The organism is Rhodococcoides corynebacterioides (genome assembly GCF_019834675.1).
Taxonomy (GTDB): domain Bacteria; phylum Actinomycetota; class Actinomycetes; order Mycobacteriales; family Mycobacteriaceae; genus Rhodococcoides; species Rhodococcoides corynebacterioides_A.
The window spans coordinates 264,163-285,258 of the sequence record NZ_JABUBU010000002.1 but is presented as its reverse complement, the minus strand read 5'-3'; the positions used below and the strand labels follow the sequence as shown (position 1 = coordinate 285,258).

The window sequence follows — 21,096 nt, the reverse complement described above, 5'->3', positions numbered from 1 at the left end:
GTGAGTAGTCCCGTAGCAGGCGTGTCGCGTTCCGAGATCGCCGCGTACGACACCCCCTTGGGCATCACCAACCCGCCCATCGACGAGTTGCTCGACCGCACGTCGTCGAAGTACGCGCTGGTCATCTACGCCGCCAAGCGCGCCCGGCAGATCAACGACTACTACAACCAGCTCGGCGACGGCATCCTCGAGTACGTCGGCCCGCTGGTGGAGCCGGGTCTGCAGGAGAAGCCGCTGTCCATCGCGCTGCGCGAGATCCACGCCGACCTGCTCGAGCACGTCGAAGGCGAGTGAGTCCGCTGTCCTCGCAGCGCCGACGCATCGTCGTCGGTGTCGGCGGCGGAATCGCCGCCTACAAGGCCTGCGGAGTGATCCGTCACTTCACCGAGGCCGGGGACGACGTCCGCGTCGTCCCCACCGAGTCCGCCTTGCAGTTCGTGGGGCGTGCCACGTTCGAGGCCCTGTCCGGCAACCCGGTGCACACGGGCGTCTTCGCCGACGTGCCGGAGGTGCCGCACGTGCGCCTCGGCCAGGAGGCCGACCTGGTGGTGGTCGCCCCGGCGACGGCCGACCTGCTGGCCCGCGTCGCCGCGGGCCGGGCGGACGACCTGCTGACCGCCACGCTGCTCACCGCCCGGTGCCCGGTGGTGTTCGCCCCCGCGATGCACACGGAGATGTGGGAGCACCCCGCGACGGTCGAGAACGTCGCCACCCTCCGGCGTCGCGGCGTCACGGTGATCGAGCCCGCGTCGGGCCGCCTGACCGGCAAGGACACCGGCCCGGGCCGGCTGCCCGAGCCCGACGAGATCGCCGCGATCGCCGAACTCCTCGCCGAGCGCGGTGACGCCCTGCCCCGCTCCCTCGACGGTCGCCGGCTGGTGATCTCGGCGGGCGGAACCCGGGAGCCTCTCGACCCGGTGCGGTTCCTCGGCAACCGCAGTTCCGGCAAGCAGGGATACGCGCTGGCGCGGGTGGCCGCGCAGCGCGGCGCCGAGGTCACGCTGATCTCCGGCTACACGGCCGACCTCGCGCCGCCGTCGGCGGTGTCCGTGGTGTCGGTCCGGACGGCGCAGGAGATGCAGAGCGCCGTGCGCGAGGCCGCGGCGCGGGCCGACGCCGTCGTGATGGCCGCGGCCGTCGCCGACTTCCGTCCCGCGACCGTCGCGACCAGCAAGATCAAGAAGGGCGCGGACGAGCCGGACACCGTTCCGCTGACCCGCAACGACGACATCCTGGCCGGCCTCGTCGCCGCCCGCGCCGAGGGCGACCTGCCCGCCGACCTGGTGATCGTCGGCTTCGCCGCCGAGACGGGCGACGAGAACGGCGACGTCCTCACGCACGCACGCGCCAAACTCGAGCGCAAGAAGTGCGACCTGCTGGTGGTCAACGCGGTCGGCGAGGGCAAGGCCTTCGAGATGGACGTCAACGACGGGTGGATCCTGTCGGCCGACGGGTCCGAGACCGCCCTCGAACACGGGTCGAAGGCGCTGATGGCCTCGCGCGTCCTCGACGCGGTGACCCCGCTGCTCACCCCGACGATCGGTCGGCCCGCCGCCGACGGGGAGTGTACGAACACCGGCTCCTCGCACTGAGTTCGTCGCGAGCGGTCGGTGGCACCGACGCAGTTGCGCTGTCCCCATCGATCCGGGGTACCCGGACGGTGATTGCCCTGTCCGTGTACGAGAGGAAACATCTGTGAGCACGTCCGCCCGTCGGCTCTTCACCAGCGAATCGGTCACCGAGGGTCACCCCGACAAGATCTGCGACGCCATCAGCGACTCGATTCTCGACGCACTGCTCACCGAGGACCCCCGGGCGCGGGTCGCGGTGGAGACGCTGGTGACCACCGGTCAGGTGCACGTCGCCGGTGAGGTCAACACCACCGCCTACGCCGACATCCCGCACATCGTGCGCGAGAAGGTGCTCGAGATCGGCTACGACTCGTCGGCCAAGGGCTTCGACGGCAACTCCTGCGGCGTGAACGTCGCCATCGGCGCACAGTCGCCGGAGATCGCACAGGGCGTCGACAACGCCTACGAGTCGCGCGTCGAGGGCCTCACGGACGACGAGATCGACCGTCAGGGAGCCGGGGACCAGGGCCTGATGTTCGGCTACGCCATCAAGGACACGCCCGAGATGATGCCGCTGCCGATCGCGTTGGCGCACCGGCTCTCGCGTCGCCTCACCGAGGTGCGCAAGACCGAGGTGCTGCCGTACCTGCGCCCGGACGGCAAGACGCAGGTCACCATCGAGTACGACGGCGCGCGACCCGTCCGGCTCGACACCGTCGTGGTCTCGACGCAGCACGCGGCGGACATCGACCTCGAGAACATGCTCACCCCCGACATCCGGACCCACGTGCTCGACGCCGTGGTCGCCGATCTCGGTCACGACACGCTCGACACGTCGTCGGTGCGCCTGCTGGTCAACCCCACCGGCAAGTTCGTCCTCGGCGGTCCGATGGGCGACGCCGGACTGACCGGCCGCAAGATCATCGTCGACACCTACGGCGGCTGGGCCCGGCACGGCGGCGGCGCCTTCTCCGGCAAGGACCCGTCGAAGGTGGACCGCAGCGCCGCGTACGCCATGCGGTGGGTGGCCAAGAACGTCGTCGCCGCCGATCTGGCCGAGCGGGTCGAGGTGCAGGTCGCCTACGCCATCGGCAAGGCGGCGCCGGTCGGACTGTTCGTCGAGACGTTCGGCTCGGAGAACGTCGACCCCGCGAAGATCCAGTCGGCCATCACCGAGGTGTTCGATCTGCGCCCCGGCGCGATCATCCGGGATCTCGACCTGCTGCGCCCGATCTACGCGCCCACGGCGGCCTACGGCCACTTCGGTCGCACCGACATCGACCTGCCCTGGGAGAACACCGACCGCGCCGAGAAGCTGCGGTCGGCCGCGGGGCTCTGACCGGCACCCCGCGACCGGCGGAGCGCGCACCGATCGCGCGCGTGGTCCCGCTGCTCGCCCTCGCTCACCTCGACCGGGACTTCGACTATCTGGTCCCGGTCGAGTGGGACGAGGCCGCGCAACCGGGCGTGCGCGTACGCGTGCGCTTCGCCGGTCGTCTGGTCGACGGGTTCCTGATCGAGCGTCGTGCCACGACCGACCACCCCGGCAAGCTGGGCTTCCTGGACAAGGTGGTCTCACCCGAGGTGGTGCTGACCCCGGAGGTCGCCGACCTGGTCACCGCGGTGGCGGCGCGGTACGCCGGCACGCGTTCCGACGTGCTGCGGTTGGCCGTGCCGCCGCGGCACGCCCGCGTGGAAGCGCAGGCCCGGACGTCGGGGGCCCCGCCCGCACCGACGGTGACGAGCGACGGCTGGGCTCGCTACCGCTTCGGGAGCGAGTTCCTCGTCGCCCTGACCGAGGGGCGCGCGCCCCGCGCGGTGTGGCAGGCGCTGCCGGGGGAGGACTGGCCCGCGCGACTCGCCGACCTCGCCGCCGCGACGGTCGCTGCCGGTCGCGGCGTGATGATCGTCGTTCCGGACCAACGCGATCTCGACCGCGTCGAGGCCGCCTGTCACGACGTTCTCGATCCGGCCGTGGTGTCGGTGCTGTCCGCCGGCCTCGGTCCCGCCGAGCGGTACCGGCGGTGGCTCGCCGTCGCCCGCGGCGCCGCTCGGGTGGTGGTGGGCACCCGCAGCGCGGCGTTCGCGCCGGTGCACGACCTCGCGCTGACCGTGGTGTGGGACGACGGCGACGAGTCGTTGACCGAACCCCGCGCGCCCTACCCGCACGCCCGTGACGTCGCGCTCCTGCGCGCCCATCGCACCGGGACCGCCGCGGTGGTCGGCGGGTTCGCGCGCACGGCCGAGGCGCAGGCCCTGGTCGAATCCGGGTGGGCGCGGGACCTGCTCGCCGCGCGCGACACCGTGCGCGCGGCGGCGCCGCGCATCACCGCCCTCGCCGACAGCGAGCACGCTCTGGTGCGCGACCCGGCCGCCCGCGCCGCCCGCATCCCGGCCGTCGCGTTCGCCGCCGCTCGTACCGCCCTCGCGGCCGGCCGACCCGTCCTGGTGCAGGTCCCGCGTCGCGGGTACGTCCCGTCGCTGGCCTGCGGCAAGTGCCGGACCCCGGCGCGGTGTCGGCGGTGCCACGGCCCGTTGGCGCTGCCGTCCGCACCCGGCGCCGACGGCGTCGGCAGTCCCACCTGTCGGTGGTGCGGCACCGCGGACGCGGCGTACTCGTGCCCGACGTGCGGGTCGCGGGCGTTGCGCGCCACGGTGATCGGGGCGGGCCGTACCGCCGAGGAACTCGGACGTGCGTTCAGCGGCGTCACCGTCCGGCAGTCCGGGGGCAGCTCCGTGTTGGCGTCGGTGCCCGCCGGTCCGTCCCTGGTGGTCGCGACCGTCGGTGCCGAACCCGTCGTGCCCGGAGGCTACGGCGCCGCCCTGCTGCTCGACGGCTGGGCGATGCTCGGCCGCGCCGACCTGCGCGCCGCGGAACAGACGCTGCGGCGGTGGATGGCCGTGGCGGCGAGCGTGATTCCCGCCTCCGACGGCGGCGAGGTGGTGGTGGTCGCCGAGGCCGATCTCCCCGTGGTGCAGGCGCTGATCCGGTGGGACCCGGCCGGTCACGCCGCCGCCGAACTGGCCGAACGCGCCGAGGTCGGCTTCCCGCCGGCCGTGCACATGGCGGCGGTGGACGGTGCCCCCGACGCCGTCCGGGCGCTGCTCGACGCCGCGCGGCTGCCCGCGGAGACCGTCACGCTCGGCCCCGTCGACCTTCCGGCGGGGGAGCGTCCGCCCGTCGGGTCCGACGCGGCCGACGAGGCCACCGGGCCGATCGAACGCGTTCTGCTGCGCGTACCGCGACGGTCGGGATCGGCCCTCGCGCGCGCTCTCGCCGACGCCCGTGCCGTCGTCGGGGCGAAGAAGTCGGCGACGTCGGCGCTGCGCGTGCAGGTCGACCCGCTCCGCATAGGCTGACCCGCGTGCGTCTCGTCTTCGCCGGTACTCCCGAACCCGCTCTTCCGTCCCTGCGACGTCTGATCGCCTCGTCGCGGCACGAGGTCGTGGGCGTCCTCACTCGCCCCGACACGGTCGCCGGTCGAGGCCGCCGCGCGGTCCGGTCGCCCGTCGCGCAGCTCGCCGACGAGCACGGCATCCCGGTACTCCAACCGGCCCGGCCCGGCGATCCGGACGCCGTGCGCACCCTGACCGAGTGGGCGCCGGACTGCTGTCCGGTCGTCGCGTACGGAGCGCTCCTGCGCCCGCCGCTCCTGGACCTTCCCCGGCACGGCTGGGTCAACCTGCACTTCTCGCTGCTGCCCGCGTGGCGGGGCGCCGCTCCCGTGCAGGCCGCGCTCGCCGCCGGCGACGAGGTCACCGGAGCCAGCACCTTCCGCATCGAGGAGGGACTCGACACCGGCCCGTTGTTCGGGGTGGTCACCGAGACCGTCCGCTCCGACGACACCGCGGGCGACCTGCTCGCCCGGCTCGCCGAGAGCGGCGCGGGGCTGCTGGAGGCGACCATGGACGGGCTCGAGGAGGGTGCGCTCACCGCGGTGCCGCAGTCGACCGACGGCGTCTCCGTCGCCCCCAAGGTCACCGTGGACGCCGCCCGCGTGGACTTCACACTCCCGGCCGTGGCCGTCGATCGGCACGTGCGCAGTGTCACACCGGCTCCGGGAGCATGGACCGAAGTGAACGGCCTGCGCGTCAAACTCGGGCCGGTGACGGTCACCGACGAGACGCTGCCCGCAGGGGTCGTCGAGGTGCGCAAGCGCGCCGTGCTGGTGGGAACAGCCACCACCGCGGTGGAGTTGAGCCGAGTGCAACCGCCGGGGAAGAAACCGATGGCGGCGACCGACTGGGCACGAGGGGCCCGCGACATCGACGGAACGGTGATCCGATGAGCGAGGAACGGCCGGGCAAGCGCCGCGGCGCCCGCACTCCCCGCGCCGGCGGCCCCGCTCGCGGCACCACGCGGCCCCGGCAGGCGACTCGCCCGAATCCCGCGGAGGCCGGGCTCGACCCGGCGCGTGTCGCGGCGCGGGACGTCCTGCGTGCGGTGCGTGAGCGCGATGCCTACGCCAACTTGGTGCTGCCCGCGATGCTGCGGGATCGGCGGTTGGGTGAGCGCGACGCGGCGCTGGCCACCGAACTCGCCTACGGCGCGTCCCGCGCGCGCGGACTGCTCGACGCGGTGATCGCCCACGCGGCGTCGCGGCCCGTCGAGGAGATCGACGGCCCGTTGCTCGACGTCCTCCGGCTCGGCGCCTACCAGTTGCTGCGCACCCGCATCGCCCCGCACGCGGCCGTCGCGACGTCCGTGGACATGGTGCGGGCCGAAGCAGGCCCCGGGAAGTCCGGCTTCGTCAACGCCGTGCTGCGGCGGGTGTCCGAACGGACCGAGAACGACTGGGTGGCCGCACTGGCGCCGTCCGTCGAGCGGGATCCCGTGGGCCACGCGGCCTTCCGCCACGCCCATCCCCGGTGGATCGCGCAGGCCTTCCACGACGCGCTCGGCGCGGACGCAGGCGAACTCGACGACCTGCTCGCCGCCGACGACGCCCGTCCGGCCGTGCACCTGGTCGCGCGGCCGGGGGAGATCTCCGCCGAGGAACTGGCGCTGGTCACCGGGGGAGAGGTCGGCCCGTGGTCGCCGTACGCCGTGCACCTCGACGGCGGCGATCCCGGTCGACTGGACGCCGTGCGCGACGGCCTCGCCGGCGTCCAGGACGAAGGCAGCCAGCTCGTCGCCCGCGCTCTGGTCGAGGCCCCCCTCGAGGGCCCCGACGGTGGCCGGTGGCTCGACCTGTGCGCCGGCCCGGGCGGCAAGGCCGCGTTGCTCGGTGCGTTGGCCGCGGTGGACGGAGCGACCGTCGACGCGGTGGAGCCCTCCGAGCACCGCGCCGACCTCGTACGGTCGTCCACCCGCGACCTTCCCGTCACGGTGCACACCGTGGACGGCCGCAGCAGCGGACTCGCACCGGGGTACGACCGCGTCCTGGTCGACGCGCCGTGCACCGGACTGGGTGCGCTGCGTCGGCGCCCCGAAGCGCGATGGCGCCGGCAGCCGGACGACGTGGCCGCCCTGGTCTCCCTCCAGCGTGAACTGCTCGCCGCGGCCGTCCGGCTCGTCCGGCCGGGCGGCGTCGTCGTCTACGCCACGTGTTCCCCGCACCTGTCCGAGACCGTCGGGGTGGTCGGTGACGCCGTTCGTCGGCACGGACTGATCGGCCTCGACACCGGTGACGCCGTGCCCGGCGTTCCGCGCTCGGCGCGGCCGACTCCGGGCCGCGACGGGAACGCCGGGACGCACGTGCAGCTCTGGCCGCATCGCCACGGCACCGACGCGATGTTCCTCGCCGCCCTGCGACGACCCGGCGGGGCCGGATGAGCACGCGCGGGGCGGTGGCCGTGCTCGCCGGTCTGGCGCTGGTGGGGGCCGGCTGCGCCGCCGGGACGACGCCGAGCGAACACCGGATCGCGGCGGACGCGACCACCCCGGTCGTCGCCCACGCCGCGACCGCACCCCGGGCCGCACCCGAGCGGGTGGCGGTCATCGGCGACTCCTTCTCCGCGGGCTCGGCCAACGACGTGGTGTGGCCGGACGTGCTCGCCGACGAGCACGGTTTCGAGCTGGTCAACGTCAGCCTCGGCGGCGCCGGGTACGTCGCGGGCGCGGACGCGCTGGGCACCTTCGGCGATCAGGTCGACGACGCGATCGCCGCGGACCCGGACGTGATCCTCGTGGTGGGCAGCGAGAACGACGTCGACGCGGATCCGACCGAGGTGGTCGACGCGGCGACCGAGGTGTTCACGCGCCTGCACGTCGGCGCACCCGGGGCGATCGTGGTGGCGGTCGGCCCGATCTGGAGCGGCGACGTCGTCGTCCCCGCGGAACTGCGTGACGTCGACGCCGCGGTGGAGGCCGCCGCGCTCGCCGCGGACGTGGACTACGTCGACACCCTCGACGCCGCATGGCTGGCCGACCCGGCGATCATCCAGGACGACGGCGATCACCCCACCGACGCGGGTCAGCTCCTGCTCGCCGAGGCGATCGACGACGCCGTGTCCACCGTGGAACCGGGACTGCTGGGGTGACGGGGGCCCGGTTAGGCTCCTCACCCGTGGCTCCTACCGATACCTCCCCGACTCCGCGGCACCCGATGATCGCCCCGTCGATCCTCTCGGCCGACTTCGCGCGACTGGCCGACGAGGCCGCGGCCGTCGCGGGCAGCGACTGGCTGCACGTCGACGTCATGGATGCCCACTTCGTGCCCAACCTGACGCTCGGCCTGCCGGTGGTGTCCAGCCTGCTGAAGGCCACGGACATCCCGCTCGACTGCCACCTGATGATCGAGGATCCGGCGCGCTGGGCGCCGCCGTACGCCGAGGCGGGCGCGTACAACGTCACCTTCCACGCCGAGGCGACCGACGATCCGTCCGCGGTGGCCCGCGACATCCGCGCGGCCGGCGCGAAGGCCGGGCTGTCGATCAAGCCGAACACCCCGATCGAGCCGTACCTCGAGATCCTCCGGGACTTCGACACCCTGCTGGTGATGAGTGTCGAGCCGGGATTCGGCGGCCAGAGCTTCATGCCCGAGGTCCTGGACAAGGCCCGCACCGTGCGCCGACTGGTCGACGCCGGTGAGTTGCGTCTGGTCGTGGAGATCGACGGCGGCATCAACGAGGACACGATCGCGCAGGCCGCCGAGGCCGGCATCGACTGCTTCGTCGCCGGCTCGGCCGTCTACAACACCGACGATCCGGGGCGCGCCGTGAGCGCTCTGCGCGCCGCCGCGGCGTCGGCGTCACCGCACCTGACCGCCTGATGGTCCCGCTGCCGTCGGCGGTCGTCGACGAGGCGATGCGGACCGCCGTCGCCGTCAGCGAGTCGGCGCGCGGGATCAGCACCCCGAATCCGCCCGTGGGCGCGGTGATCCTGGACGCCGAGCACCGCGTCGTGGGCACCGGCGCCACCGCGGCCCCGGGCGGTCCGCACGCGGAGGTCGTCGCCCTGCGCGAGGCAGGCGCGGCCGCGGCCGGGGGCACGGCCGTGGTGACCCTCGAGCCGTGCGACCACACCGGACGGACCGGCCCGTGCACGCAGGCGCTGCTCGCGGCCGGTGTGGCGCGCGTCGTCCACGCCCTCGCCGACCCGACGCCCACCGCGGCCGGCGGCGCCGAGACGCTGACCCGCGCGGGCGTCGTCGTCGAGTCCGGGCGTCTCGCCGACGAGGTCGCCCGCGGCCCGCTGCGGTTCTGGCTGCACCGGCAGCGCACCGGCCGACCGCACGTCACGCTGAAGCTCGCGTCGACGCTCGACGGACGGATCGCCGCACCGGACGGCACCAGCCGCTGGATCACCGGACCCGCCGCGCGCGCCGCGGTGCACGCCGAGCGCGCCCGCCTCGACGCGATCGTGGTGGGGACCGGAACCGTCCTCGCCGACGATCCCGCGCTGACCGCGCGCGCCGACGACGGCACGCTCGCCGTGCGTCAGCCGTTGCGGGTGGTGGTCGGCCGCCGGAAGCTGCCCGCCGGCCTGCGCGTCCTCGACGACACGGCGCCCACCCGCGTCGTGCGCGAACACGATCCGCAGGCGGTGCTCGCGGCCCTGGACGACCTGAACGACGTGCTGGTGGAGGGCGGCGCCACGCTGGCGGGGGCCTTCCTGGGCGCCGACCTGGTGGATCGGCTCGTCCTGTACCTCGCCCCGACCGTGCTCGGCGCGGGGCGGTCCGCCGTGGAGTCGACGTCGGTGGGAACACTGGCCGACGCCCGCGGGTTCCGCCGAGAGAGCGTCACCGCGTTGGGCGACGACCTTCGCCTCGACTTCGTCCCCGTCGCAGTCCCCTCCCACCCGGCCGCAGCCCCCTCCCACCCGGCCGCCCGAACCCAGCAGGAGCAGACATGTTCACCGGAATAGTCGAAGAACTCGGCACCGTCACCGGCAAGGAGGACCTCGCGGACGCCGCGCGGTTCACCGTCGAGGGCGCCGTGGTCACCTCGGACGCCTCGCACGGGGACTCCATCGCGGTCAACGGGGTGTGCCTGACCGTCGTCGAGGTCCGGGAGGGGGCGTTCACCGCCGACGTGATGCAGGAGACGCTGTCGCGATCCTCCCTCGGGTCGCTCCGCGTCGGCAGTCGGGTCAACCTCGAGCGGGCCGCGTCGCTGGGCTCCCGCCTCGGCGGGCACCTCGTCCAGGGGCACGTCGACGGCATCGGCACCGTGATCTCGCGCACCCCGTCGGAGAACTGGACGGTGGTCCGCGTCGCCCTGCCGCGCGAGGTCGCCCGGTACGTGGTCCACAAGGGGTCCATCACCGTCGACGGTGTCTCGCTGACCGTGTCCGCCCTCGGCGGCACCGGCGACGACCAGTGGTTCGAGATCTCCCTGATCCCGACGACGCTCGGTCTGACGACGCTCGGCACCGCCGAGCCGGGGACCACCGTCAACCTCGAGGTGGACGTGATCGCCAAGTACGTCGAGCGGCTGCACAGCGCCGACTGAACACCGACAGACCACCGACCGAGCGCCGGGCCGACCGGGCCCGGACCGTAGGCTGGTAGGAACCGACCCCGCCCGCACCGCCGCGGGCGGCCTGACGTGGGGAGCGCGACGCGTGACCAGGTTCGACACCATCGAGCGAGCAATCGCGGACATCGCGGCCGGCAAGGCCGTCGTCGTCGTCGACGACGAGGACCGCGAGAACGAGGGCGATCTCATCTTCGCCGCCGAGAAGGCCACCCCGGAGCTGGTGGCGTTCATGGTCCGCTACACCTCGGGTTACCTCTGTGTTCCGCTGTCGGGTGAGGACTGCGACCGCCTCGGTCTGCCGCCGATGTACGCGACCAACCAGGACAAGCACGGCACCGCCTACACCGTCACGGTCGACGCCCGCGAGGGCATCGGTACCGGCATCTCGGCGTCGGACCGCGCCGCGACCATGCGCCTGCTGGCCGACCCGACCACCGGCGCGCACGACTTCACCCGTCCCGGTCACGTCGTGCCGCTGCGCGCGAAGGAGGGCGGCGTCCTGCGCCGCCCCGGACACACCGAGGCCGCGGTGGACCTCGCGCGCATGGCCGATCTGCGTCCCGCCGGCGTCATCTGCGAGATCGTCAGCCAGAAGGACGAGGGCGCGATGGCCCAGACCGACGAGCTGAGGGTCTTCGCCGACGACCACGATCTCGCGCTCATCTCGATCGCCGACCTCATCGCGTGGCGACGCAAGCACGAGAAGCACGTGGTCCGCGTCGCGGAGGCGCGCATCCCGACCACCCACGGCGAGTTCCGCGCCGTCGGCTACCAGAGCGTCTACGAGGACGTCGAGCACGTCGCCCTCGTCCGCGGGGACATCGCGGGACCCGACGGCGACGGCAGCGACGTGCTCGTCCGCGTGCACTCCGAGTGCCTGACCGGTGACGTGTTCGGCTCGCTGCGCTGCGACTGCGGTCCCCAGCTGGACGCGGCACTCGACATGGTCGCGCGCGAGGGCCGAGGTGTGGTGCTGTACATGCGCGGACACGAGGGCCGCGGCATCGGTCTGCTGCACAAGCTGCAGGCGTACCAGTTGCAGGACGCCGGATCGGACACCGTCGACGCCAACCTCGCGCTGGGGCTGCCGGCCGACGCGCGGGACTACGGCATCGGCGCGCAGATCCTGGTGGACCTCGGCATCTCGTCCATGCGGCTGCTGACCAACAACCCGGCCAAGCGCGTCGGGCTCGACGGCTACGGGCTGCAGATCACCGAGCGGGTGCCGATGCCGCTGCGCGCGAACAAGGAGAACCTGACCTACCTGCGGACCAAGCGGGATCGCATGGGCCACGACCTGGTCGGTCTCGACGCCTTCGACACCCCCACCATCACCCCCGACGCAGGAGGCCTGTGACATGAGCGGCGCCGGTGAGCCCGTACTGCAGCTGTCCGGAGCGGAACGACTGCGGGTCGCGGTCGTCGCGGGGCAGTGGCACGAGAAGGTCAGCACCGCGCTGATCGAGGGGGCGATGCGCAAGGCGGAGGAGGTCGGCCTGACCGACGTCACCCTGGTGCGCGTCGCCGGCGCGATCGAGATTCCCGTGGTGGCGCAGCAGCTGGCGCGCACGCACGACGCCGTCGTCGCCCTCGGCGTGGTGATCCGCGGCGGCACACCGCATTTCGAGTACGTCTGCGACGCCGTGACCGCCGGTCTCACCCGCGTGTCCCTCGACGAGTCGACGCCCGTCACCAACGGCGTGCTCACCGTGAACGACGAGCAGCAGGCCCTCGACCGCGCCGGGCTGCCCGGGTCCAAGGAGGACAAGGGGGCCCAGGCCGTCGCCGCGGCGGTGGACACCGCGCTGACCCTGGCCGCCCTGCGAGGGGAACCCACATGAGCGAGAACACGGACACGAACCGGACGACGCGGACGACGAGCGACGAGGGCTGGGAGCTCGAGGCACGCCCCCGCAAGAGCGCCCGCTACGCCATCGCCGTCGCGGCCCTGCTGGTCGCCGTCCACACGGTGCTCGGCATCCTGCTGCGCACCGGCAACACCGGCGTCTACTTCCAGCGCGTCGACCAGTTCGCCATGATCGCCATCGGGTGCGCCATGGGCGCGGGCGTCCTGCTGCTCACCCGGCCCCGCATCCGGGTGGGTGCGCAGGGGGTTCTGGTCCGCAACCTGCTGACCGAGAAGCTCGTGCCGTGGGACCTGGTCCAGGGACTGTCCTTCTCGCCGGGCGCGTCCTGGGCACGCATCGAACTGCCCGACGACGAGTACGTCCCCGTCATGGCCATCCAGGCCAACGACCGCGAGTACGCCGTCCACGCCGCCCGCACCTTCCGGGCGCTCGAGGCGAAGTACGCCGACCCGGCGCGCTAACCGCCGGCGACGCTGCCCTCCCGCCGGGGATCCGCCCCGCCCGACCAGGTGGAATCGACGCGCACCAGCGCACTCGACCCGCTGGTCTGATCGGCCACCGACACCTGGTGCCCGCGCTCGCGCAGCCCCTGCACCAGCGGATCGTTCGCCCCGTCGTCGGCCGTGTCGATCGCCGGGTGCTCGCCGCCGACGTTCGTGGTGGGGGAGTTGGACGCACCCACGTTCACCATCGCGACGGCCTGCTGCGGGTCGAGACCCCAGTCGAGCATCGCCACGAGGTTCTTCACCACGTACTGGATGATCGCCGATCCGCCCGGCGAGCCGGTGACCAGACGGACGTCGCCGCGCCCGCCGGACTCGTCCCGATCGAACACGACGGTCGGCGCCATCGAACTGCGCGGCCGTTTGCCCGGCTCGACCCGGTTGGCGACGGGCCCGTCCGGCCCGTCGGGAGCGGCCGAGAAGTCGGTCAGCTGGTTGTTGAGCAGGAACCCCTCCGTCATGTGGAACGACCCGAACGCCGACTCCACGGTCGTCGTCATCGACGCCACGTCTCCGTCCCGATCCGCGACGACGATGTGCGACGTACCCGACTCGGTCCCGCGGTAGCTGCTCATCGACACCGGCCCGAAGTCGCCCGCACGCGCGGTGCCCATGCTCCGATCGGGGTCGATGGTGTCGGCGCGCGAGCGCAGGTAGTCCGGATCGAGCAGGGCGTCCGGCGACCCGCCGGGCAGCGGGATGTAGTCGGGGTCGGCCACGTACTTGTCCCGGTCCGCGTAGGCGAGCCGCTCGGCCTCGGCGATCAGGTGGGCGGCCCGCGGATCGGGAACGCCGCCGTCGACGTCGGTGCGCTGGGGCGGGTACTGCGCCAGGTCGAACGCCGACAGGATGCCGAGGGTCTGCGCGACGGCGATGCCGCCGGACGACGGTCCCGGCATGCCGCAGACCTCGACGTCGCGGTAGGGGCCGCAGACCGGATCGCGGTCGATCACGCGGTAGCCCGCGAGATCGTCGGTGGTCAGCCGGCCCGGGGTGCGTCCCCCGGTGGTGTCGGCGACGGCGTCGACGATCGACTGCGCGATGGGCCCGGTGTAGAACGCGTCGGCGCCCTCGGTGGCGATCGCGCCGAGCGTCTTCGCCATCGCCGGGTTGGTGAGCACCGTTCCGGCGGCCTTCGGTGATCCGTCCGGCTCGAGGAAGTACGCGGCCGAGGCCGGGTCGAGCGCGAGTTGCGGCGCGGAGCCCGCGATCGACGACGCCATGCGCGGACCGATGGGGAACCCGTCGTCGGCCAGGCGCACCGCGGGATCGAACAGGGTGCGCCACTCGGTGCGTCCGTGGTCGGCGTGGACCCGGTCGAGCAGCCGCACCGCACCCGGCACGCCGACGGCGCGCCCGCTGGACCGCGCGTCGGGCAGGGGACCGGTGAGATCGGCCGGGCGGTCGGTCGGGGGGATGTCGTCGACGTACCGGAGGTAGTCGCCGGTCGCCGAGGCCGGCGCCGTCTCCCGCCCGTCGTAGGCCTGCAGGTCGCCGGTCTCGCCGTCGAGATACATCAGGAACGCGCCCCCGCCGATCCCGGAACTCTGCGGCTCGACCAGACCGAGCACCGTCTGCGCGGTCACCAGGGCGTCGGCCGCGGTGCCGCCGTCGCGCAGCACCGCGCAGGCCGCCTCGGTGGCGAGCGGGTTGGCGGTGGCGACCGAGTACTCGGGCGTCGTGACCGCGGTCATGCCGGTCCGGTACCCGGTGCCGATCTCGGGGGCGCCGTCCGCTCCCGTCCCCGGCGCACCGGAGACGGGTGTGCCCCCGCCCGCCGCGGCGCACGCCTCGGTGCCGTCGGACGGCGCGTCCGACGACGAGCCGGTGCTGCATCCCGTCATCGCGAGTGCCGCGACGGCGGTCACCACCAGAACGCGTCGAACGGGGTGGCGGTCTGCACGGTCGGCGGGCGTCATGGGTCCCATCACACCCTGCGCGGCCGTTCTCCGGTGCGATTCGGACAACTCGTCGGGTCGACGATCGGGTCACCCGACGTCGCGGGGACGTGTCGCACCCGGCGACTACCGTGGAGGCCGTGCCCGACCCCGCTACATACCGTCCGGCCACCGGGACCATCCCGGTCGAGCCCGGCGTCTACAAGTTCCGCGACCCGCACGGACGAGTGATCTACGTCGGCAAGGCCAAGAGCCTGCGCAGCCGACTCAACTCCTACTTCGCCGACATCGCGGGGCTGCATCCGCGCACCCGTCAGATGGTCACCACGGCCGCCTCCGTGGAGTGGACGGTGGTCACCACCGAGGTCGAGGCCCTGCAGCTCGAGTACAACTGGATCAAGGAGTTCGACCCCCGCTTCAACGTCCGCTACCGGGACGACAAGAGCTACCCGATGCTCGCGGTCACCATGAACGAGGAGTATCCGCGTCTCTTCGTCTACCGCGGTCCGCGGCGCAAGGGGGTGCGGTACTTCGGCCCGTACGCCCACGCCTGGGCCATTCGCGAGACCCTCGACCTGCTGCTGCGCGTGTTCCCCGCCCGGACGTGCTCGGCCGGGGTGTTCAAGCGGCACGGCCAGATCGGGCGTCCGTGCCTGCTGGGGTACATCGACAAGTGCTCCGCGCCGTGCGTCGACCGCGTGTCCGCCGCGCAGCACCGGCGTACGGTGGAGGACTTCTGCGACTTCCTGTCGGGCAAGACCGACAGGCTCGTGCGCGAGCTCGAGAACCGCATGCAGACCGCGTCCGAGGATCTCGATTTCGAGACCGCCGCCCGCCTGCGGGACGACATCGGGGCGCTCAGGCGCGCGCTGGAGAAACAGGCCGTGGTGCTCGGCGACGGCACGGACGCCGACCTCGTGGCGTTCGCCGGCGACGACCTCGAAGCGGCCGTGCAGGTGTTCCACGTCCGCGGCGGCCGCGTGCGGGGGCAGCGCGGCTGGGTGGTGGAGAAGGCCGGCGAGGTGGTCGAGAGCGGCCTCGGCGCGGACGCCGGGCCCGGGTCCGCCACGGAACCCGGCGGCGACGCGGCGCTGGTCTCGCAGTTCCTGACCCAGTTCTACGGCGAGCAGGCCGCGCTGTCCGCCACCACCGACGAGGGCGCGGCCACCGCCGTGCCCCGCGAGGTCCTGGTGCCCGTGCTGCCGCCGGACGCCGAGGAGATCACCGCCTGGCTGTCGGAGCTGCGCGGATCGTCGGTCAAACTGCGGGTGCCGCAGCGCGGCGACAAGAAGGCCCTCGCCGAGACCGTGGCGCGCAACGCGAAGGAGGCCCTGCAGCAGCACAAGCTCAAGCGCGCGGGGGACTTCACCTCGCGCTCCGCCGCGCTGCAAGGCATCCAGGAGGCCCTCGATCTCGACACCGCCCCGCTGCGGATCGAGTGCATCGACATCTCGCACGTCCAGGGCACCGACGTGGTCGCCTCGCTGGTCGTCTTCGAGGACGGGTTGCCCCGCAAGAGCGACTACCGGCACTACGCCATCAAGGAAGCAGCGGGCGACGGTCGCTCCGACGACGTCGCCAGCATCGCCGAGGTCACCCGGCGGCGGTTCCTGCGGCACGGCAAGGACTCCGGGGGAGACCTGGCCCCCGAGGCCGCGTTGGATCCGCAGACGGGTCGCCCGCGGCGGTTCGCGTACCCGCCCAACCTGTTCGTCGTCGACGGCGGTGCGCCGCAGGTGGCCGCGGCCGCCGCGGTGCTGGACGATCTGGGCGTCACCGACGTCGCCGTGGTCGGGCTGGCCAAGCGCCTCGAGGAGGTGTGGGTGCCGGGCGAGATCGATCCGGTGATCCTCCCGCGCACCAGCGAGTCGCTGTTCCTCCTGCAGCGCGTCCGGGACGAGGCCCACCGCTTCGCCATCACCTTCCACCGCAGCAAGCGCAGCAAGCGCATGACGGCGTCCGCGCTCGACTCGGTCCGCGGGCTGGGTGAGGCGCGTCGGAACGCCCTGGTCTCGCACTTCGGTTCGGTGGCCAAACTCAAACAGGCGACGGTGTCCGAGATCGTCGAGGTCCCCGGTATCGGCGAGACCACGGCGCGTGCCGTGCTCGACGCGCTGGGGGTCGAGGCGCCCGACTCGTCCGATCCGACGGCCTCCGACGTCGCGGTCGCACCGGACGAGCCGGTGCGCGATGATGGGGCCGACGACGAGGCCGGCGTCGACCGTTCCGCTCCGGAGCCGGCGAGCGCGGTCTCGGGAACAGGATCAGCGGGCGAGTGAACGCACCAAGAACTGCTATGGGGGCCGACCCGGCCGGCAACATCGGGGCCGACCCGGCCGGTGACATCGAGGTCGCCCTGGTCACCGGTCTCTCCGGGGCCGGGCTGGGCACGGCGGCCAAGGTTCTCGAGGACCTCGGGTGGTACGTGGCGGACAACATGCCGCCCGAGCTCATCACCCGCATGATCGAGATCGGCCGGTCCGCGCAGCCGCGGATCGATCGCCTCGCACTCGTGGTCGACGTCCGCAGCCGCCTGTTCAACGGCGACGTCCCGAGTCTGCTCGGCGAGCTCGCCGCCGCGGACGTCCGCCCGCGGGTCCTGTTCCTCGACGCGTCGGACGACGTCCTGATCCGCCGCTTCGAGTCGGTGCGGCGGAGCCATCCGCTCCAGAACTACGGCGCCGACGGCACGCTCAGCGAGGGCATCACGCGCGAGCGGGCGCGGTTGGCCCCGGTGAAGGAACGGGCGCACCTGGTCATCGACACCAGCGTGTTGTCGGTGCACGGCCTGCGGGAGCGGATCGCCGCAGCGTTCGGGGACGAGACCGCCGGGACGGTGGCCGTCACGGTCGAGTCGTTCGGGTTCAAGTACGGGCTTCCGCTGGACGCGGACGTGCTGTGCGACATGCGGTTCCTGCCCAACCCGCACTGGGTGCCGGACCTGCGGGCACGCACCGGGCAGGACCCGGAGGTGGCCGAGTACGTGCTGACCCAGCCGGGTGCGGACGAGTACCTCGACCTCTACCACCGACTGCTGGTGCTGACGCTGGCCGGCTACCGCCGCGAGGGCAAGCGGTACATGACGGTGGGGGTCGGGTGCACGGGCGGCAAGCATCGCAGCGTCGCGGTGACCGAGGCCCTCGCGCAGCGTCTGCAGAGCGACGCACACACGACGGTGCGTGTGGTGCACCGCGATCTGGGTCGCGAGTGAGCTCGGCGAACGTCGTCGCGCTGGGCGGCGGCCACGGGTTGTACGCGACGCTCTCGGCCGTTCGGCGGTTCTCCACCGACGTCACGGCCGTGGTCACCGTCGCCGACGACGGCGGATCGTCGGGCCGGTTGCGGGCCGAGCTCGGCATGATCCCGCCGGGCGATCTGCGGATGGCCCTGGCGGCCCTGGCGGGCGAGGACCCGCGGAGTCGGCTCTGGGCCGACGTCCTGCAGCACCGGTTCGGCGGCAACGGCGCCCTCGCGGGCCACAGCGTCGGCAACCTGGTGCTGGCCGGCCTGACCGAGGTGATGGGCGATCCGGTCCTGGCCCTGGACGAGCTCGGGCGCGTGCTGGACGTCGCGGGGCGGGTGCTGCCGATGTCCCCGGTGGCCCTCGAGATCGAGGCGGACGTGTCCGGCCTGGAGGACGACCCTCGGGTCAGTCGGGTCATCCGCGGTCAGGTCGCCGTGGCCACGACGCCGGGCAAGGTGCGCCGAGTGCGCCTGCGGCCGACGGATCCACCGGCGACGGAGGCCTCGGTGCGGGCGATCGAGCGCGCGGATCTGGTCATCCTCGGCCCCGGGTCCTGGTTCTCGAGCGTGCTGCCGCACGTGCTGGTGCCGGACCTCGCGGCCGCGCTCGCGGCGACGTCCGCCCGGAAGGTGCTGGTGCTCAACCTGGGGCCGGAGCCGGGGGAGACGGCAGGATTCTCGGCGGAACGCCATCTGCACGTACTGTCCCAACACGCGCCCGGTTTACGGGTGCACCACGTGGTGGTCGACTCCGCGTCGGTCCCGCCGGGGTCCGAACGCGAGCACCTCGCCCGCGCGGCCGCCCTGTTCGGCGCGGACGTCGTCTACGCGGACGTGGCGTCGGATGCGGTCCGCACCCACGATCCCGCCGCACTCGCGCGCGTTCTCGCCGCGCTGGCCGGCGGTACCGACAGCAGTGACAGGAAGGACACCTCGTCGTGGCCATGACAGCCGACGTCAAGGACGAACTGAGCAGACTGACCGAGTCGAAGGCGTCGTCTCGCAAGGCCGAGGTCTCCGCTCTGCTCCGCTTCGCGGGCGGGTTGCACATCGTGGCCGGTCGCGTCGTGGTGGAGGCCGAGGTGGACCAGCTCTCCATCGCTCGCCGGCTGCGCCGGGAGATCTTCGACCTCTTCGGCTACGGCGCGGACGTGCACGTGGTGGGGGCGGGGGGTCTGCGCAAGAGCACGCGCTGGGTGGTCCGCGTGGCCAAGGACGGCGAGGCGCTCGCCCGCCAGACGGGCCTGCTGGACCTGCGGGGTCGCCCCGTGCGCGGTCTGCCCGCGCAGGTGGTGGGCGGCACCGTCGCCGACGCCGGCGCGGCCTGGCGCGGCGCGTTCCTCGCCCACGGGTCGCTCACCGAGCCCGGCCGATCGTCCGCCCTCGAGGTCAGCTGCCCCGGGCCGGAGGCCGCGCTCGCGCTGGTCGGCGCCGCCCGTCGGCTCGGGGTCGCCGCGAAGGCGCGCGAGGTCCGCGGGGCCGACCGGGTGGTGGTGCGCGACGGCGAGGCCATCGGCGCGCTGCTGACCCACATGGGCGCGCAGGACACCCGCCTGACGTGGGAGGAGCGGCGGATGCGCCGCGAGGTGCGGGCCACGGCGAACCGCCTCGCCAACTTCGACGACGCGAACCTCCGCCGGTCCGCCCGCGCCGCGGTGGCGGCCGCCGCCCGCGTCGAGCGGGCGCTCGCCATCCTCGGCGACGACGTCCCGGATCACCTCGCGGCCGCCGGTCATCTCCGGGTCCAGCACCGCCAGGCCTCGCTCGAGGAGTTGGGGCAGCTCGCGGACCCGCCCATGACCAAGGACGCGGTGGCGGGCCGCATCCGCCGCCTGCTGTCCATGGCGGACCGCAAGGCCAAGGACACCGGGGTCCCGGACACCGAGTCCGCGGTCACGGCGGAACTGCTCGACGAGGCCTGAGGGCACCCGTCGAGAGCACGGCCCCCGGGCACTAGGCTGACCGGTACCGACGCGGTCGGATCGACGTGTCCGTAACAGCACCCTCGGGTGCAGACGCAGCTGCGGCAACACGGTCCGCAGCCAGAAGCAAAAGGAGCGAACAGTGACGGTTCGGGTAGGCGTGAACGGCTTCGGTCGTATCGGACGCAACTTCTTCCGGGCGGTCGATGCGCAGAAGGCGCTCGGCACCACCGACATCGAGATCGTTGCCGTCAACGACCTCACCGACAACGCGACGCTCGCTCACCTGCTCAAGTACGACTCCATCCTGGGCCGCCTGCCCTACGACGTCTCGCTCGAGGGCGACGACACCATCGTCGTCGGCGACCGGAAGATCAAGGCCCTCTCGCTGCGCGAGGGACCCTCCGCGCTGCCGTGGGGCGACCTCGGCGTCGACGTGGTCGTCGAGTCCACCGGCATCTTCACCGACGCCGCCAAGGCCAAGGGCCACCTGGACGCCGGTGCCAAGAAGGTCATCATCTCCGCGCCCGCCAAGGGCGAGGACATCACCATCGTCATGGGCGTCAACGACGACAAGTACGACGGCAGCCAGAACATCATCTCCAACGCCTCGTGCACCACCAACTGCCTCGGCCCCATCGCGAAGGTGCTCGACGACGAGTTCGGCATCGTCAAGGGCCTGATGACCACCGTGCACGCCTACACCCAGGACCAGAACCTCCAGGACGGCCCGCACTCCGACCTGCGCCGCGCCCGCGCCGCCGCGCTCAACGTGGTGCCCACCGGCACCGGCGCCGCCAAGGCCATCGGCCTGGTGCTCCCGCAGCTGCTCGGCAAGCTCGACGGCTACGCCCTGCGCGTGCCGATCCCCACGGGTTCGGTCACCGACCTCACCGCCAACGTGCGCAAGAGCGCCTCGGTCGACGAGATCAACGCCGCCATGAAGGCCGCCGCCGAGGGCCCGCTGAAGGGCATCCTCAAGTACACCGACGCACCGATCGTCTCCTCGGACATCGTCACCGACCCGGCGTCGTCGATCTTCGACTCGGGCCTGACCAAGGTCATCGAGGACCAGGTCAAGATCGTCTCCTGGTACGACAACGAGTGGGGCTACTCCAACCGCCTCGTGGACCTGCTCGGCCTCGTCGGCAAGTCCCTCTGACGCG

The 21,096-nt window shown here is 73.1% G+C and carries 19 protein-coding genes; 18 read left to right on the top strand and 1 reads right to left on the bottom strand.

The window, feature by feature from the left end:
- The 13 genes from rpoZ to HQ603_RS05575 all read left to right on the top strand — a co-directional run bounded on the left by rpoZ (position 1) and on the right by HQ603_RS05575 (position 12,825).
- Entirely contained in the window at positions 1 to 294 is a 294-nt protein-coding gene (gene rpoZ, locus HQ603_RS05635) for a DNA-directed RNA polymerase subunit omega (RefSeq protein WP_068101049.1), read from the top strand.
- Positions 291 to 1,592, top strand: a complete 1,302-nt coding sequence (gene coaBC, locus HQ603_RS05630; RefSeq protein ID WP_222683560.1) for a bifunctional phosphopantothenoylcysteine decarboxylase/phosphopantothenate--cysteine ligase CoaBC — start codon at positions 291 to 293, stop codon at positions 1,590 to 1,592. Before rpoZ ends, coaBC begins: the two co-directional genes overlap by 4 nt.
- A 103-nt stretch (positions 1,593 to 1,695) precedes the next feature.
- Positions 1,696 to 2,910, top strand: a complete 1,215-nt coding sequence (gene metK / locus HQ603_RS05625; RefSeq protein ID WP_068101055.1) for a methionine adenosyltransferase — start codon at positions 1,696 to 1,698, stop codon at positions 2,908 to 2,910.
- A complete protein-coding gene (locus HQ603_RS05620) occupies positions 2,907 to 4,931 on the top strand; it encodes a primosomal protein N' (protein ID WP_222683728.1) in 2,025 nt (674 codons plus the stop codon). The genes metK and HQ603_RS05620 overlap by 4 nt, the downstream gene beginning before the upstream one ends.
- 5 nt (positions 4,932 to 4,936) lie before the next feature.
- A complete protein-coding gene (gene fmt, locus HQ603_RS05615) occupies positions 4,937 to 5,860 on the top strand; it encodes a methionyl-tRNA formyltransferase (RefSeq protein WP_222683559.1) in 924 nt (307 codons plus the stop codon).
- Positions 5,857 to 7,347, top strand: coding sequence for an RsmB/NOP family class I SAM-dependent RNA methyltransferase (locus HQ603_RS05610; protein ID WP_222683558.1), 1,491 nt, complete (start codon positions 5,857 to 5,859; stop codon positions 7,345 to 7,347). Before fmt ends, HQ603_RS05610 begins: the two co-directional genes overlap by 4 nt.
- Positions 7,344 to 8,054, top strand: a complete 711-nt coding sequence (locus HQ603_RS05605) for an SGNH/GDSL hydrolase family protein (protein ID WP_222683557.1) — start codon at positions 7,344 to 7,346, stop codon at positions 8,052 to 8,054. Before HQ603_RS05610 ends, HQ603_RS05605 begins: the two co-directional genes overlap by 4 nt.
- A gap of 65 nt (positions 8,055 to 8,119) precedes the next feature.
- Positions 8,120 to 8,785 carry a ribulose-phosphate 3-epimerase gene (gene rpe, locus HQ603_RS05600; protein WP_222683727.1) on the top strand — a complete coding sequence of 222 codons (666 nt, stop codon included), beginning with the start codon at positions 8,120 to 8,122 and terminating at the stop codon, positions 8,783 to 8,785.
- Positions 8,785 to 9,882, top strand: a complete 1,098-nt coding sequence (ribD, locus tag HQ603_RS05595) for a bifunctional diaminohydroxyphosphoribosylaminopyrimidine deaminase/5-amino-6-(5-phosphoribosylamino)uracil reductase RibD (RefSeq protein ID WP_222683556.1) — start codon at positions 8,785 to 8,787, stop codon at positions 9,880 to 9,882. The genes rpe and ribD overlap by 1 nt, the downstream gene beginning before the upstream one ends.
- A complete protein-coding gene (locus HQ603_RS05590; RefSeq protein ID WP_222683555.1) occupies positions 9,867 to 10,469 on the top strand; it encodes a riboflavin synthase in 603 nt (200 codons plus the stop codon). Before ribD ends, HQ603_RS05590 begins: the two co-directional genes overlap by 16 nt.
- A 112-nt stretch (positions 10,470 to 10,581) precedes the next feature.
- Positions 10,582 to 11,853: a bifunctional 3,4-dihydroxy-2-butanone-4-phosphate synthase/GTP cyclohydrolase II gene (locus HQ603_RS05585; RefSeq protein ID WP_222683554.1), complete on the top strand. Its 1,272-nt coding sequence runs from the start codon at positions 10,582 to 10,584 to the stop codon at positions 11,851 to 11,853.
- A gap of 1 nt (position 11,854) precedes the next feature.
- The gene (gene ribH / locus HQ603_RS05580; protein WP_222683553.1) at positions 11,855 to 12,337 is read left to right on the top strand and encodes a 6,7-dimethyl-8-ribityllumazine synthase; all 483 of its coding nucleotides are present in this window, start codon (positions 11,855 to 11,857) and stop codon (positions 12,335 to 12,337) included.
- On the top strand, positions 12,334 to 12,825 hold the full coding sequence (locus HQ603_RS05575) for a PH domain-containing protein (RefSeq protein ID WP_222683552.1): 492 nt from the start codon (positions 12,334 to 12,336) through the stop codon (positions 12,823 to 12,825). The genes ribH and HQ603_RS05575 overlap by 4 nt, the downstream gene beginning before the upstream one ends.
- Here the strand turns inward: HQ603_RS05575 and ggt are convergent.
- Positions 12,822 to 14,786 (bottom strand): gamma-glutamyltransferase, encoded by a 1,965-nt coding sequence (gene ggt / locus HQ603_RS05570; RefSeq protein WP_222683551.1) that lies wholly within the window; start codon positions 14,784 to 14,786, stop codon positions 12,822 to 12,824. The two genes, HQ603_RS05575 and ggt, sit on opposite strands and share 4 nt — an antisense overlap.
- A gap of 119 nt (positions 14,787 to 14,905) precedes the next feature.
- Between ggt and uvrC the strand changes: the two genes are divergently transcribed.
- The 5 genes from uvrC (at position 14,906) to gap (ending at position 21,092) form a co-directional block, all read left to right on the top strand.
- Positions 14,906 to 17,044, top strand: a complete 2,139-nt coding sequence (gene uvrC / locus HQ603_RS05565; protein WP_308126376.1) for an excinuclease ABC subunit UvrC — start codon at positions 14,906 to 14,908, stop codon at positions 17,042 to 17,044.
- A 41-nt stretch (positions 17,045 to 17,085) separates the two neighbouring features.
- Entirely contained in the window at positions 17,086 to 17,976 is an 891-nt protein-coding gene (gene rapZ / locus HQ603_RS05560) for an RNase adapter RapZ (protein ID WP_371830975.1), read from the top strand.
- Positions 17,973 to 18,956 (top strand): gluconeogenesis factor YvcK family protein, encoded by a 984-nt coding sequence (locus HQ603_RS05555; protein ID WP_222683549.1) that lies wholly within the window; start codon positions 17,973 to 17,975, stop codon positions 18,954 to 18,956. Before rapZ ends, HQ603_RS05555 begins: the two co-directional genes overlap by 4 nt.
- Positions 18,953 to 19,930, top strand: coding sequence for a DNA-binding protein WhiA (whiA, locus tag HQ603_RS05550; protein WP_201133044.1), 978 nt, complete (start codon positions 18,953 to 18,955; stop codon positions 19,928 to 19,930). Before HQ603_RS05555 ends, whiA begins: the two co-directional genes overlap by 4 nt.
- A gap of 142 nt (positions 19,931 to 20,072) precedes the next feature.
- The gene (gene gap, locus HQ603_RS05545) at positions 20,073 to 21,092 is read left to right on the top strand and encodes a type I glyceraldehyde-3-phosphate dehydrogenase (RefSeq protein ID WP_222683548.1); all 1,020 of its coding nucleotides are present in this window, start codon (positions 20,073 to 20,075) and stop codon (positions 21,090 to 21,092) included.
- Positions 21,093 to 21,096: the final 4 nt, after the last annotated feature.